Here is a 14,424-nt window from a genome sequence, read left to right as displayed (position 1 = left end):
TCGATCGCGTCCTGACCACCAGACACGAGCGAGACACCGCCATGACCAAACCTTCTCCGAATGCATTCCGCATCGCTGCCATTGCCGGTGACGGCATCGGCAACGAAGTCCTCCCCGAAGGACTGCGCGTCGTCGAAGCCGCCGCGCGCAAGTTCAGCCTGCCCATTGAAGTGCGTCACTTCGAATGGGCCAACTGCGACTACTTCCTCCGCCACGGCAAGATGATGCCTGACGACTGGAAGGAACAACTCGACGGCTTCGACGCCATCTACTTCGGCGCAGTGGGCTGGCCGGACAAGGTGCCCGACCACGTCTCGCTGTGGGGCTCGCTGCTCAAGTTCCGCCGCGAGTTCGACCAGTACGTCAACCTGCGCCCGGTGCGCCTGCTGCCTGGCGTGCCTTGCCCGCTGGCGGGCAAGAAGCCCGGCGACATCGACTTCTACGTGGTCCGCGAGAACACCGAGGGCGAGTACAGTTCGGTCGGCGGCCGCATGTACGAGGGCACCGGGCGCGAGATCGTGATGCAGCAGTCGATCTTCAGCCGCCACGGCACCGACCGTATCCTGAAGTACGCCTTCGAACTGGCACAATCCCGCCCCCGCAAAAAGCTGACCTCGGCCACCAAGTCCAACGGCATTGCCGTCAGCATGCCCTGGTGGGACGAGCGCACCGCCGCGGTGGGTGCCGAGTATCCCGAGGTCAAATGGGACAGCCAGCACATCGACATCCTCTGCGCCCGCTTTGTGCTCCAGCCCGAACGGTTCGACGTGGTGGTCGCCTCCAACCTGTTCGGCGACCTGCTCTCCGACCTCGGCCCGGCCTGCACCGGCACCATCGGCCTGGCCGGTTCGGCCAACCTGAACCCGGAGCGCAAGTTTCCCTCGCTGTTCGAGCCGGTGCACGGCTCGGCGCCGGACATCTACGGCAAGCAGATCGCCAACCCGATCGGCATGATCTGGTCGGGCGCGATGATGCTCGATTTCCTTGGGGGTGCCGCAGGAAAGCAAGCGCATGACGCCATCCTCGCCGCCATCGAGACCGTGTTGCGTGAAGGCCCGCTGACGCCGGATGCCGGCGGCAAGGCCGGAACGAGCGACGTGGGCAAGGCCATCGCCGAAGCGCTCTGATCCCGCTTGCGCGTGGGGACGTGACGCACGGTTCGCGCGACATGTTTTCCACGCCAGGGGAGGCAGGGCCCATCCGGCACATACGCAGTTTTTTTCAGCGCGGAGCTTGTGCATCCCCGGAATTTTGCATAGAGTTTCCGTAAACCAATAGTTACTGTAAACCATTGGTTTACATAAAGCAAATCAAAAAACGCGGCACCCCACCGCGCCGGCAGACAAGCTTCACCACAAAGCACCCATGCGCAAAGACGCATCGGAGGAGATCAACTTGAAAACGTCCACGCCCCGCCTCGACGGATTCCTGACCGTCTGCACGCTCACCGCCGTGCTGGTCACCGTCATCGCCATGGTTCGCTGGCCCGCGGAAGCGGCCGCCACCGCCACCCAGCTCTTCGAATGGTCCACGCGCTCCTTCGGGTCGCTGGTCCAGATCTTCGTCTTCGGCTGCGTCATCGCCTGCCTGGCGCTGGCCTTCAGCAAGTACGGCAACGTGCGCCTGGGCGAAGGCAAGCCCGAGTACTCCACACTGTCGTGGGTCTTCATGTTCATCTGCGCAGGCATGGGGTCGTCGACCATGTACTGGGGCGTGATGGAGTGGGTCTACTACTACCAGTCGCCCGGCCTGAACGTGCCCACCGGCACGCGCGAGGCGCTGGAATACTCCATCAGCTACTCGTTCTTCCACTGGGGCCTGAGCGCCTGGGCGGTGTACGCCCTGCCGTCGCTGGCGATGGCGTACCACTTCCACGTGCGCAAGAACAAAGGGTTGAACCTGGCGTCCATCGTCGAAGCCATCACGGGCTTCCGCGCTACCGGGCCGGTGGGCCGGCTGGTGGACCTGATCTTCCTGCTGACGATGTTCGGGGCGCTGACGGTTTCCATCGCGCTGACCGCGTCGACCTTCACGCGCGGCCTGTCCGGCCTGTTCGGCGTGCCGGATACGTTCGTCACGCAGTTGATCGTGATTGTCGGCGTGTCGGTGCTGTTCTCCGCGAGCGCCTACATTGGCATCAACGGCGGCATGCAACGTCTGAGCCATATGGTCTGCTGGGGCGCGCTGCTGCTGGCCGCCGTCGTGTTCGCGATCGGGCCGACCTTGTTCTCCGGCAACAACATCGTCAACGGCCTGGGTCTGATGTTGCAGAACTACGTCCACATGAGCCTGTTCACCGACCCCACCGGCGACGGCGCCTTCAGCCGCGGCTGGACCGTGTTTTACTGGCTGTGGTGGGTGTCGTACTCGCCGGGCGTGGCGATGTTCGTGGCGCGCGTGTCCAAGGGTCGCAAGATCAAGGAAGTCATCTACGCCCTGCTGCTGGGCGGCAGCGTCGGATGCTGGTTCTTTTTCGGCGCGCTGGAAAGCTACAGCATGCACCAGTTCATGTCAGGCGCCATCGACGTGCCGCGCATCCTGAAGGAGCACGGCGGCGAGACGGCGGTGGAAATGCTGCTGAGCGCGCTGCCAGCTGGCAAGGTGTTCCTGGCCGTGTACCTGGTGATCATGATCGTCTTCCTCGCCGCCCACGTCGACGCCGTGGCGTACGCCGTGGCCGCCACGACCACCCGCAACCTGGAGGAAGGACAGGACCCGTCGCCGACCAGCCGCGTGTTCTGGTGCGTGATGCTGACGCTGGTGCCACTGGCGATGCTGTTCATCAAGGCGTCGCTGGAGACCATGAAGACTGCCGTAGTCCTGACCGCCATCCCGTTCCTGGTCATCCTCTCGGTCAAGCTTTTCGGCCTGTTCCGCTGGTTGCTGCAGGATCACGCCGACACGCCGGCACACCTGATCGAGTCACGGCCCGAAGGCGAAAGCCGCGCCGTGAGCGCTGTGGCCACCAGCCGCGAAACCGCCGGCGCCAAGGTCTGACGGATTGATTGACAGGGCGGCGCCCCTGCCGCCCGTTACCGACACATTGCCCGCCCGCGGGCCTTTTCTTCCGCGTTGTTGTTAAATGTTATTTAACTCTTAACTAACGTTTAACGAACGATTAACCAACGATTAACCAAAGGAAACAGAATCATGGAGAAGACCCTGGACAATGCCGCCGTCAAGCTGCCCGCTGACTTCTGCGCCGACGACGAAAACGCCTGGACCCTGCCCGCCTCGTACTACACGAAGGATGCCGTCTTCGAGTACGAAAAGGAAAAGATCTTCGCCGACAGCTGGATCTGCGTGGCTCACCGCAGCGAACTGGCCGAGTCGAACGACTACGTGACCCGCGAGATCATCGGCGAGAGCATCGTCGTGCTGCGCGACCGCGAAGGCGTGCTGCGCGCCTTCTACAACGTCTGCCCCCACCGTGGCCACCAGCTGCTGCAAGGCAGCGGCCGCGCGAAGAATGTCATCACCTGCCCGTACCACGCCTGGACCTTCAAGCTCGATGGCGAACTGGCGCTTGCCCGCAATTGCGACAACGTCCCCAATTTCGACAAGAGCAAGTCCAGCCTGGTCCCGGTCAAGGTCGAGGAATACGCCGGCTTCGTCTTTATCAACATGAACCCGGAAGCCGGCACGGTCGAGGAGCAGCTCCCCGGCCTAGAAGCCCGCATGCGCGCCGCCTGCCCGGTCATTGACGAACTTCACCTCGGCGCCCGCTTCGTCACCGAAACGCCGGCCAACTGGAAGTCGATCGTCGACAACTACATGGAGTGCTACCACTGCGGCCCGGCCCACCCCGGCTTCTCGGACTCCGTGCAGGTCGACCGCTACACCCACACGCTGCACGACAACTGGTCACTGCAATTCGGCCACGCCAAGTCGTCGGAGAAGTCCTTCAAGCTGGACGAGTCCGTGAAGGACCCGAGCTTCAGCGGCTTCTGGGCCTGGCCTTGCACGATGTTCAACGTGCCGCCGGGCGCCAACTTCATGACGGTGATCTACGAGTTCCCGGCGAGCGCCGAAGTCACGCTCCAGCACTACGAGATCTACTTCCTGAACAAGGAACTGACCGAGGACCAGCAGAAGCTGGTCGAGTGGTATCGCGACGTGTTCCGCCCGGAAGACCTGCGCCTGGTCGAAAGCGTGCAGAAGGGCCTGAAGTCGCGCGGCTACCGCGGCCAGGGCCGGATCATGGTCGACCGCCAGCGCAGCGGCATCAGCGAGCACGGCATCGTGCATTTCCACCGCAAGGTGGCGAAGGAATACGAGGGCGCCTGAGCCCCATCCCACCGAATCGGAGACCAGACCCATGCAACTGAAGGACAACGCCCTCTTCCGCCAGCAGGCCCTGATCGGCGCCGAATGGACCGACGCCCCCGACGTCGCCACCGTAGCCGTGTCCGACCCCGCCACGGGCGAGCAGGTCGGCACCGTGCCGCTGATGCGCGAGGCCGGCGCCGTGGCCGCCATCGAGGCCGCCAACGCCGCCCTGCCCGCCTGGAAGGCCCGCACCACCAAGGAGCGCGCCGCGCTGCTGCGCAAGTGGTTCGACCTCATCATCGAGAACGAGGACGACCTCGCCGCCATCATGACCCGCGAGCAGGGCAAGCCCCTGGCGGAAGCGCTTGGCGAGGTGCGCTACGCCGCCTCATTCATCGAGTGGTTCGGCGAGGAAGCCAAGCGCCTCTACGGCGACGTGATCCCGTCCCCGGCCGCCGACAAGCGCCTGGTGGTGGTGCGCGAGCCGATCGGCGTCTGCGCCGCCATCACGCCGTGGAATTTCCCCGCGGCGATGATCGCCCGCAAGGCCGCGCCCGCGCTGGCGGCAGGCTGCACGATGGTGGTCAAGCCCGCCAACGAGACGCCGTTCAGCGCGCTGGCGCTGGCCGAGCTGGCGCTGCGCGCAGGCATCCCGGCGGGCGTGCTGAACATCGTCACCGGCGACGCGGCGGCCATCGGCAGCCAGTTCACCGGCCATCCGCTGGTGCGCAAGCTGTCGTTCACCGGCTCCACGCCGGTCGGTCGCCTGCTGATGCAACAGTGCGCCGGCACGGTCAAGAAGGTGTCGCTGGAACTGGGCGGCAACGCGCCGTTCATCGTGTTCGAGGATGCCGACATCGACGCGGCGGTCGAGGGCGCGATCCAGGCCAAGTACCGCAACGCCGGCCAGACCTGCGTCTGCGTCAACCGCCTCTATATCCACGACGCCGTGTATGACCAGTTCGTCGAGCGCTACGTGAAGAAGGTGGCCGAACTGCGCGTGGGCAACGGCTTCACGGCCGGCAGCGAGATCGGTCCGCTGATCACCGAAAAGGCGGTCGCCAAGGTCGGTGAACTGGTGGCCGATGCCGTCAGCAAGGGCGCGCGCATCGCCATCGGCGGCGGCGTGCATGAGGCTGGTTCGCAGTTCTTCGCGCCGACGGTGCTGGCCGATGTCAAACCCGGCATGCGCGTGCTGGACGAAGAGATCTTCGGGCCGGTCTCGCCGATCGTGCGCTTCACTTCGGAAGCCGACGTCGTGCACATGGCCAACGACACCATCTACGGCCTCGCCGCCTACTTCTTCAGCCGCGATATCGGTCGCGTCTGGCGCGTGGCGGAGCAGCTGGAGTACGGCATCGTCGGTATCAACACGGGCCTGTTCTCGAACGAGGTGGCGCCGTTCGGCGGCGTGAAGCAGTCGGGCCTGGGCCGCGAGGGCTCGAAGTACGGCATCGAGGACTACCTCGAGATGAAATACCTCTGCATGGCGCTGTAACGCGCGGCAGCACACCCGGAAGACAGCAGCATGGGCAATACCTACCAAACCCTCCAGGTGCGGGTTTCGCGCATCGAGCACGTGACCCCGCTGATCAAGCGCTTCACCATGGAAGCCATGGACGGCAGCGATCTGCCGCCCTTTACCGGCGGCAGCCACGTCATCGTGCAGATGCGCGACGGCGAGCGCCAGTACAGCAACGCCTACTCGCTGATGAGTTCGCCCGATGCACTCGGCAGCTACCAGATCGGCGTGCGGCGCGAGGAGAAGTCGAAAGGCGGCTCCGCGTTCCTGCACGACAAGGTGGCCGAGGGCGACGCGCTGACCATCACCACGCCGAACAACCTGTTCGCACTGGATGATGGCGCGCATCACCACGTGCTGATCGCGGGCGGCATCGGCATCACGCCGTTCATGTCGCAGATGCACGAACTGCGCAAGTGCGGCGCGTCGCACGAGTTGCACTATGCATTTCGCGCGGACGAGCACGGCGCGTTCCGCGATGAACTGGCGGCGCTTGCGCAGGAGTCTTCCGGGGGACGCATCCGCTTCTATGTCGACAGCAAGGGACAGAAGCTCGACCTGGCCAGCCTGCTGGGCGGCATGGCGGCCGGCGCGCATGTCTATGTCTGCGGTCCCGCCCCGCTGATCGATGCCGTGTGCCAGGCCGCGCAGGACGTTGGCCTTGATCCGTCGCGTGTGCACTGGGAACAGTTCGCCGCGCCGGAGCAGGCGGGCGACGCCTTCACCGTGGTGCTGGCGAAATCCGGCAAGACGGTGGAAGTGGCTGCCGGCGAGTCGATCCTGAAGGCCATCGAGCGCGACAGCACCGTCCCGGTCGAATGCCTGTGCCGCGAAGGCGTGTGCGGCACCTGCGAGACCCGCATCCTCGAAGGCGAAGCCGTCCACTTCGACCAGTACCTGAGCGACAAGGAGAAGGCGTCGCAGAAGACGATGATGATCTGCGTGTCGCGGGCAAAGGGCGGCAAGCTCGTGCTCGACCTGTAAGTCACAAGAAAGGCCGGCGCACAGGACGCCGGCCGCCATCCCTCCCGAGGAGACCCCATGAGGAAACCAGCCAGCCTCTGGCTGCTGGCGGGCACGCTGCTGCCTGCCGCTTTGCCTTCCACATCGCATGCACAGTCGAACGTGATGCTCTATGGCATCGTCAGCACTGCCGTGCGCTACACGTCGAATATCGACGGCCGCCACAATGACAAGACCGAACTCGTTTCAAGCGGCATTGGCGGAAGCCGCTGGGGCCTGAAAGGCAACGAAGACCTCGGCGGCGGCAACAAGGCCGTTTTCCTGCTGGAGAACGGCTTCGGCACCGACGACGGCAAGACCGCCTACAACGCCCTGTTCGGCCGCCAGGCCTACGTCGGCCTCTCCGGCGACTGGGGCGCCCTGACCTTCGGCCGCCAGTACAACGCCCTGAACAACATCGGCTGGGCCTTCGACCCGCTCGACCAGAGTTGGGGCAACTTCTGGTCGGACCCGCTCTACACCGGCGGCGACATCTTCTTCCAGGGCTACCGCATCAACAACAGCCTGGTCTACAAGAAGACGGTCGGCCCGGTGAGCATCCAGTTCGACTACGGCTTCGGCGAACAGCCAGGCAGCATGGCGCGCGGGGCAACTTTCGGCGGCGGCGTGATGTTCCAGCAAGGGCCGCTGTCCGCCGGCGTGGCCTATGACCAGCAACGCCCGGGCATCGGCGACAACACGCTGCACAACTACTCGGTCGGCGCGTCCTATGTCATCGGCAAGGCGACGGGCTACGTGGGCTACATGGGCCGCCGCGAGACCAACCCGGACGCGCGCTTCGGCATCGCCTTCGTCGGCCTCGGCTACCAGCTCACCCCGGCCCTCCACCTGTCGGGCGCGTACTACCGCTACAGCCAGAGCGGCAACGTAACGACGCAGTTCCAGTCCACGCCCATCCCGCTCGGCAGCGGCAACGCCGACGCGGTATCCGCCGTGGCGGACTACGCCCTGTCGAAGCGCACCAGCCTGTTCGTGGAGGCCGACGCCACCTTCGCGCGCGGCGGCACGGTCGGGCGGGAGACGGAGTACTGGGGCGGGACGCCGGTCACAGATGCCCACAGCACGAACCGCGTAGGCGTGATGGCCGGGATTCGCCACCTGTTCTGAGGGCCTGCGCACACCGTCTCATTGTCCCCGCGCAAGCGGGGACCCGATACTCAAAGGACAAGGGCAGCAAGACGAACCGGAACCCGTCCTTTGCATTTCGGCCGCTTGTGAAGAGCCCTAAACAATCATAGGCAGCAGTGGGACACCCGCAAGAGCCTGGCTCGTTTGTAAACACGGTGCAGCCGGCGAGCATCGCACACGCCCCAAACATTCACCGCGACAGCACTCTCAACATGTCGCCAATCACCGTGAAGCGAATCACGCGCAAGCAGGCCAGTTCACCAGCCAGCCCGCCACGCAGTGCCGGATCCTTCGCTGCCATGGCGGTGTTTTCCTGTTCCGCCTGCGCATAGAGGCTTTCGACGGCGACCCCGATGGCCTTCAGCATGACATCGAGGCGACGCTCCGCGGTCGGCGCCGCCAGCCCCATCACGCGTCCGGCCTCAAGCACCAGCGCACGCGAAAAGTCGCCATAGAATTCGACGCCCAGCACCGGCCAGGCAAAACGGTGTCCATCCGGCCAGCCAGTCTTGTCGTAAGTGCGCGTGCCGTATGCCGCTTCGCTCAGCAGGTCATAGAACGGCGCCAGCGCAATGCCCTCGCCGGAAACCAGAAAGCTCAGGTTCTTCAGATGCGCGTCGGAATTGCCGGTCAGGATATTGAAGACCAGCCAGTCGAACAGCCGTGCCCGCACCATTGCCGGCGCACGGCACAGCGCGGCCAGCTCCGCGAGCCTTTCGACGCTGCCCTGGTCGTACTTGAACGCGCGCGAGAGGTTCAGCAACTGACATGCGTCGATGGCATGCAGCCGTCGCCAGCCCTGCGGAAGGTGGCGCCGGTCGAAGCGATCGACCAGGTAGACGGGGGATGGCACATAGCGCCGGTGCACGGCCGGCACGTCGAGCCTCAGCCTGGCGGCCAGTGACATCACGAACCACTCGTTAGCGACCGAGTGCGGATAGAACGTGTTTTCCTGATGCGTCGGCTTGAGGATATGCGTCGATGGCGTGTCCGCACCGGGTTCATACAACTGGCCGTCTTGCAGCACTACCGCCAGCTTGTGCTGGGCGCCCGCCAGCGACATGCGCTTGAGCGCATCGTGCGTCAGCGGAACGCGCGGCAGATTGCGGATGCGCGCATCGAGCTCGGCGTCCGACAACGGGCGCAGCGCCGGCGCCTGCTGCAAGGACTTGCCCGGCGGCAGCAACGTCAGCGAGCCGGCCGATTCCGCGCCATACCACGCCAGCAAGGCGAAGGCGTCCGCTTCGTTGCGGATGCCTGCGTCACGGGCCAGCAAGACGCGCTGGCCCTCTTCGGGCAGCAGATTGTCGAAGTACCACTGGACCGGACGCACGCTGCTGCCGTCGATTTGCCGGCCGGCCTGCAATGGCAGCGCCGGGCTCAGGGGAAAGCCTTGCGGATCCGCCAGCCAGCCGGGCGTGTATTCGAATGACCAGACGTCGTGCTCATCGCGCAGCGTGCCCACCAGTGCGCCGTTGATGCTCGCCAGCAGGACACGATCAGCCATGCTCATCCTTTGCTGCAGGCTCCGTTTCCGCCGAAGCCCGGCGCCGGCGGCTACGGGCCTGGCGATGCCGGAGCTTGTCGCGCTCGGCGTCGACCAGCGGGAAAGCGGCCTCCGGCACGTCCACCACGATGCGGATGCCCAATCCACTCAGCACCTGGAACAACTTGCCCCACTGGATGCCCTCGGCGCCGTTTTCGACCCGGACCATAAAGTTCTCGCTGACACCGATCGCGCCAGCGGCGTCGTCCTGACGCATGCCGTGTGCCTTCCGGGAGGCACGTACGACCGCACCGATGTCGGCGGCATCGCCAAGCTGGAATTGCATAAGAATCTCCCTGATTGCAAAGATTTTAGGTTGCCACGCTAGCAGAAGCAAGAAATCTCCCTGATCCCAGAGATTCTGCTTGCTCAAACGAACAAAACGCCAAAATCTCCTCAAACACCAAGATTCCGGATAAGCAACGCGTTGCAGAAGCCAGCCTTAGCCATTTCCGAATTCCCACGCTCGCGCGCGCGATTTAAGGTTTCCCACATAAGTGTCCCAGCCGCCACGCGAGAGGACGCTCCGGCACAACCGGTATAAGAAACCGAAGGAGACAGCGATGAACACGCATTCGAGCACTGGAACACAGCGCCGCGCCTGGCTGCTGGCAACCGGCCTGGCACTTGCCGCTGCAGCCACGCTTGGCCACGCCGGCCTCGCCAAGGCAGAGACCTGGCCTTCCCGGCCGATACAGCTTCTGATTCCGTACCCGCCCGGCGGCAGTGCCGACCTGCTGGCGCGCCCGGTGGCCGCACGGCTACAAGAACGGCTGGGCCAGCCCGTGGTGCTCGACTACCGTCCCGGCGCCGGCGGCACCATCGCCACGCAGATGCTGGCGCGCGCCAAACCCGACGGCAACACGCTGATCATGGTGCTGGCCGCGCATGCGATCAACGCCAGCCTGTATCCCAAACTGCCGTATGACACGCGCAAGGACTTCGCACCGGTCTCGCTGGTGGCCAACCTGCCGATGATCCTGGCCGGCAGCAGTTCGCTGCGCGCCAACACGGTGCCTGAGCTGATTGCCGAAGCCAAGGCGTCGCCGGGCAAGCTCACGTTCGCCTCGGCCGGCAACGGCAACACGGGCCACCTCGCGGGCGAGCTGCTCGACTCGGTGACCGGCATCAAGATGACCCATGTGCCATACAAGGGCAGCGCGCAGGTTGTGACGGCGATGCTGTCGGGCGAAGTCCAGCTTACCTTCGACAGCATCTCGACCACGCTGCCGCATGTGCGCGCCGGCAAGGTGCGCGCGCTCGCCGTGACCGGCGCGAAGCGCGCGGCCATCGCGCCCGATGTGCCGACGCTGGCCGAGGCTGGCGTGCCGGGCATCAACATCACCGGCTGGTATGCCGTGCTGGCACCGGCCGGCACGCCGGCTCCGGTGGTCGACCGCCTCAGCCGCGAGATTGCGACGGTATTGAAGGAGCCCGAGCTGAAGGCCAATCTCGCCTCCAATGGCTATGAACCGGTGGGCTCGACGCCTGACGCACTGCGCACGCACATCGACGCCGAGATCACGCGCTGGAGCAAGGTTGTTAAAGACTCCGGCGCCCAGGTGCAATAAGCTTTCCCGAACTGAATCCCTGATCGCCGGCGCAAGAATAACTTCCGCCAGCCTGTATGCCATGACCGACACTTCCCCGATGCAACGTCCCTTCACCAGCATGTCCGCCCTTGTGCGCGGCCACGCTGCGAGCCATCCCGCGCATGCCGCCCTTGTGCAGGGCGAGCAATCGATGTCTTATGGCGAACTCGATGCCATCATGACCCGCATCGGCGCCGCGCTCCATCGCGACGGCGTGCAGCCCGGCGGCGCGGTCTCGATCTGTGCGACCTCGTCCATCGAATATGCCGCCGTGTATCTCGGCGCCATCCGCGCCGGCGTGGTCGTCGCACCGCTCGCGCCCTCTTCCACCGCGCAAAGCCTGGCCGACATGGTGGCCGATGCGGGGGCCGGCATCCTGTTCGTCGATGCCGCGGTAGCCGCCGCCCTGCAGCCCGTGCTGCCGCAGCTTGGCGCGACCCGTATCGTGACGCTGGACAACAGCGCCGCAGGCCAGCCTTTCCAGGCCTGGCTGGCGCCGGTGGGAGCGCCATTCACGGAGCCGGAAGTACGGCCGGAACTGCCGCTCAACATCATCTATTCGTCCGGCACGACGGGCATGCCCAAGGGCATCGTCCAGTCGCACGGCATGCGCTGGGCGCACGTGTCGCGCGGCGCGATGACCGGGTACGGCACCGACGCCATCACGCTGCTCTCCACCCCACTCTATTCAAACACCACGCTTGCAAGCTTCTTCCCGACGATCGGCCTGGGCGGCACGGCCGTGCTGATGCCGAAGTTCGACGCCGGCAAGTACCTGGAACTGGCCCAGCGCCATCGCGTCACGCACACCATGCTGGTACCGGTGCAATACCAGCGCCTGATGGCTCATCCGGACTTCGACAAGTACGACCTGTCCAGCTTCCGGCGCAAGTTCTGCACGAGCGCGCCGTTCAGCGCTGCCCTCAAGGCCGAAGTGCTGCGCCGCTGGCCGGGCAAACTGATGGAGCTGTATGGCATGACCGAAGGCGGTGGCGGCTGCATGCTGGCCGCCGATGAGTTCCCCGACAAGCTGCACACGGTCGGACGTCCCGCAACAGGCGCGGACGTGCGCATCATCGACGAAGACGGCAAGGAACTGCCGCCCGGCAGCACCGGTGAAGTCGTCGGCCGCTCCGGCGCGATGATGAACGGCTACCACAACCTGCCGGCCAAGTCGGCCGAGGTGGAATGGCATGACGCCGAAGGTAACCGCTTTATCCGCACGGGCGATATCGGCCGCTTCGACGAAGACGGCTTCCTGGTGCTGATGGACCGCATGAAAGACGTGATCATCTCGGGCGGCTTCAACATCTACCCGAGCGATATTGAAGCCGTGGTGCGAACGCACGAGGCTGTGCTGGATGTATCCGTGGTCGGCGTGCCGTCGGAGCGCTGGGGCGAGACGCCGGTCGGCTTTATCGCGCTGCGCGAGGGGCACGGCGACACGGCGCAAACGGTGCTCGACTGGGCCAACGAACGCCTTGGCAAGACCCAGCGGCTGAGCGCGATGCATGTCGTCGACAGCCTGCCCCGCAGCGCCATCGGCAAGGTGCTCAAGCGCGAGCTGCGCGACCGCATCACCGGCTGAACAAAAACATTTCCGAAACACTTGCACCGCCGCGAAGGCATCTCTATAATCTGCGGCTTCGCTAGGCTCGTAGCTCAGCTGGTTAGAGCACCACCTTGACATGGTGGGGGTCGTTGGTTCGAGTCCAATCGAGCCTACCAACGCACAACGCAAACACGGACGGTCGCCACTTCGGCACCGTCCGTTTTTGTTTTGCGGCGCTTTTTTCCGGAATCAAGCTTTCCAGGCCGATGCATCGGGCACCACCGTCGCAAAGCGGTCGTGCAAGGCCGCGAGCGTGGCGCGGTGCAATTGCGCAGCGCGCAGCGGCTCGCCGCCGAGCGGATCGGGCAGGTCGCGCGTGGCACAGGCATTGGCCACCAGCGTGACGCGATAGCCATGATCGAGCGCCGAACGCACCGTCGCGCTGATGCACATGTGAGTCTGGAATCCGGCCACGATCAGCTCCTTGCGGCCCAGCTGCGCAAGCCGCGCTGCCAGGTCCGTACCGGCAAAGCTGTTCGGCAGGTGCTTGACCACAGTCTGCTCATCGGCCTGCGGCGTCAGCCCTTCGATGAACGACACATAGGGTCCCGCCGGATCGAAAGCGCCCCTGCCCTTGCCGTGATGCATGACGTGGATAACGGGCGTTCCCTGCTGCCGCGCCAGCGCCAGCAGGTCGGCGCAGGCGGCCACGGCCTCCGGCATGCCGACCAGCGGCAGCACGCCGTCCGTGTATTCGCGCTGATGATCCACCAGGACCAGCACAGAGTTCTCCCAGGCAGAAGGTGTGCGGCTGGCGCCGACGGCATCGAGCAGCGTAACGGGGGTGGTAGCGGACATCGCGGATTCTCCGGTTGAGTAGGTTGTGCAGGCATCGTAGACCACGCTATGCTGTGCGCCAATTACCCACTCACACACAGCCGCTGTGCAAAAACGTACAGTTTCGTGGGATGACCTGCTGACCCTGTCCACGCTCATTCGCGCCGGTAGCTACTCGGCCTGCGCACGCGAGCTCGATATCACGCATGCCACCGCCATCCGGCGCATTCGACGACTGGAAGCCGCGTTGGGCAAGCCCGTTGCCACACGCGCCGAAGGCGCCTTCGAACTGACCTCGGCGGGCCGCAACGCGCTGACGGCGGCGCGGCAGATGGAGCAATCCGCCGACCGCCTGATGCGCGAGCTTGAAGGCACGGGCAGCGGCACGTCCGGCGTGGTGCGCGTGGCCGCGACGGCCGCGCTGGGCAGCCACTTCCTGATTCCGCGCCTGCCGGGGCTTTACGCGGCCAATCCCGACATCGTTGTCCGTCTCGAACTCGATGACCGCCGGGCCAGCCTGGCGCGGCGGCATGCGCATCTCGCCGTGCGGCTTGCACGACCGCAGGAAGACGATATCGTGGCGCAGCGCGTCGGCACGGTGCGGTTCGGACTCTATGGCTGCGCCACGATCGCGATGGACGACAGCACGCCGCTATGCGCGCTGCTCGATGAAGGCTACGGCATTCCCGAGGCCACCTGGCCGCATGGAGCGAAGCGCCGCATTGCCTTTCACTCCAACAACCTCCTGGCGGTCCGTGAAGCGGTGCGTGCAGGTCTCGGGACCGCCTTGCTGCCGCATTATGTCGCCCACGGCGATGCGGGGCTGCGGCTGCTGCGCGAGGTGCCCGAAGTCATGCGCGAGATCTGGCTGGCCTACCCAACCGAGTTTCGCGGCGCGTCGCGCTTCCGGCCGGTGATCGAATGGCTGGCCGATACGCTGTCCCAGTGCTGACGA

General features: G+C 65.2%; 12 protein-coding genes and 1 tRNA gene. 10 read left to right on the top strand and 3 right to left on the bottom strand.

Translation table 11 applies throughout. The features are described 5' to 3' along the window. Nucleotides 1-41: 41 nt before the first annotated feature. From AC3FKH_RS29870 to AC3FKH_RS29845, 6 genes are all read left to right on the top strand, one after another. A complete protein-coding gene (locus tag AC3FKH_RS29870; protein ID WP_488679306.1) occupies nt 42-1,127 on the top strand; it encodes a tartrate dehydrogenase in 1,086 nt (361 codons plus the stop codon). Nucleotides 1,128-1,395: 268 nt separating this feature from the next. Next, entirely contained in the window at nt 1,396-2,997 is a 1,602-nt protein-coding gene (locus tag AC3FKH_RS29865; protein ID WP_488679305.1) for a BCCT family transporter, read from the top strand. Nucleotides 2,998-3,150: 153 nt separating this feature from the next. Next, complete coding sequence (locus AC3FKH_RS29860) at nt 3,151-4,287, top strand: aromatic ring-hydroxylating oxygenase subunit alpha (RefSeq protein WP_488679304.1); 1,137 nt, start codon at nt 3,151-3,153, stop codon at nt 4,285-4,287. Nucleotides 4,288-4,318: 31 nt separating this feature from the next. Beyond that, nucleotides 4,319-5,767, top strand: coding sequence for an NAD-dependent succinate-semialdehyde dehydrogenase (locus AC3FKH_RS29855; protein ID WP_488679303.1), 1,449 nt, complete (start codon nt 4,319-4,321; stop codon nt 5,765-5,767). A gap of 30 nt (nt 5,768-5,797) precedes the next feature. Then, complete coding sequence (locus AC3FKH_RS29850) at nt 5,798-6,775, top strand: PDR/VanB family oxidoreductase (RefSeq protein ID WP_488679302.1); 978 nt, start codon at nt 5,798-5,800, stop codon at nt 6,773-6,775. Between the two features lie 57 nt (nt 6,776-6,832). Next, complete coding sequence (locus AC3FKH_RS29845) at nt 6,833-7,921, top strand: porin (protein ID WP_488679301.1); 1,089 nt, start codon at nt 6,833-6,835, stop codon at nt 7,919-7,921. A 211-nt stretch (nt 7,922-8,132) separates the two neighbouring features. Here AC3FKH_RS29845 and AC3FKH_RS29840 read toward each other — a convergent pair whose 3' ends face one another. Together AC3FKH_RS29840 and AC3FKH_RS29835 are read right to left on the bottom strand one after the other, a co-directional pair. Continuing rightward, complete coding sequence (locus AC3FKH_RS29840; RefSeq protein ID WP_488679300.1) at nt 8,133-9,449, bottom strand: HipA domain-containing protein; 1,317 nt, start codon at nt 9,447-9,449, stop codon at nt 8,133-8,135. After that, a complete protein-coding gene (locus AC3FKH_RS29835) occupies nt 9,442-9,774 on the bottom strand; it encodes a helix-turn-helix domain-containing protein (protein WP_488679299.1) in 333 nt (110 codons plus the stop codon). Before AC3FKH_RS29835 ends, AC3FKH_RS29840 begins: the two co-directional genes overlap by 8 nt. Before the next feature lie 277 nt (nt 9,775-10,051). On the opposite strand from AC3FKH_RS29835, the gene AC3FKH_RS29830 reads away from it, so the two are divergent. The 3 genes from AC3FKH_RS29830 (at nt 10,052) to AC3FKH_RS29820 (ending at nt 12,808) form a co-directional block, all read left to right on the top strand. Further along, nucleotides 10,052-11,059: a tripartite tricarboxylate transporter substrate binding protein gene (locus AC3FKH_RS29830; protein ID WP_488679298.1), complete on the top strand. Its 1,008-nt coding sequence runs from the start codon at nt 10,052-10,054 to the stop codon at nt 11,057-11,059. A gap of 61 nt (nt 11,060-11,120) precedes the next feature. Then, on the top strand, nt 11,121-12,668 hold the full coding sequence (locus AC3FKH_RS29825; RefSeq protein WP_488679297.1) for a class I adenylate-forming enzyme family protein: 1,548 nt from the start codon (nt 11,121-11,123) through the stop codon (nt 12,666-12,668). Nucleotides 12,669-12,731: 63 nt separating this feature from the next. After that, nucleotides 12,732-12,808 (top strand) — tRNA-Val (locus AC3FKH_RS29820). 73 nt (nt 12,809-12,881) lie between these two features. On the opposite strand, the gene AC3FKH_RS29815 is transcribed toward AC3FKH_RS29820, so the two are convergent. After that, nucleotides 12,882-13,490: a cysteine hydrolase family protein gene (locus AC3FKH_RS29815; protein ID WP_488679296.1), complete on the bottom strand. Its 609-nt coding sequence runs from the start codon at nt 13,488-13,490 to the stop codon at nt 12,882-12,884. A gap of 85 nt (nt 13,491-13,575) precedes the next feature. Here AC3FKH_RS29815 and AC3FKH_RS29810 point away from each other — a divergent pair, with 85 nt between their 5' ends. Further along, nucleotides 13,576-14,421, top strand: a complete 846-nt coding sequence (locus AC3FKH_RS29810; RefSeq protein ID WP_488679295.1) for a LysR family transcriptional regulator — start codon at nt 13,576-13,578, stop codon at nt 14,419-14,421. Nucleotides 14,422-14,424 lie beyond the last annotated feature (3 nt).

Source organism: Cupriavidus sp. 21MJTG02-4 (assembly GCF_057798975.1).
Note: the sequence above shows the minus strand (reverse complement) of the source record. Positions and strands in the feature narration are given on the sequence as shown.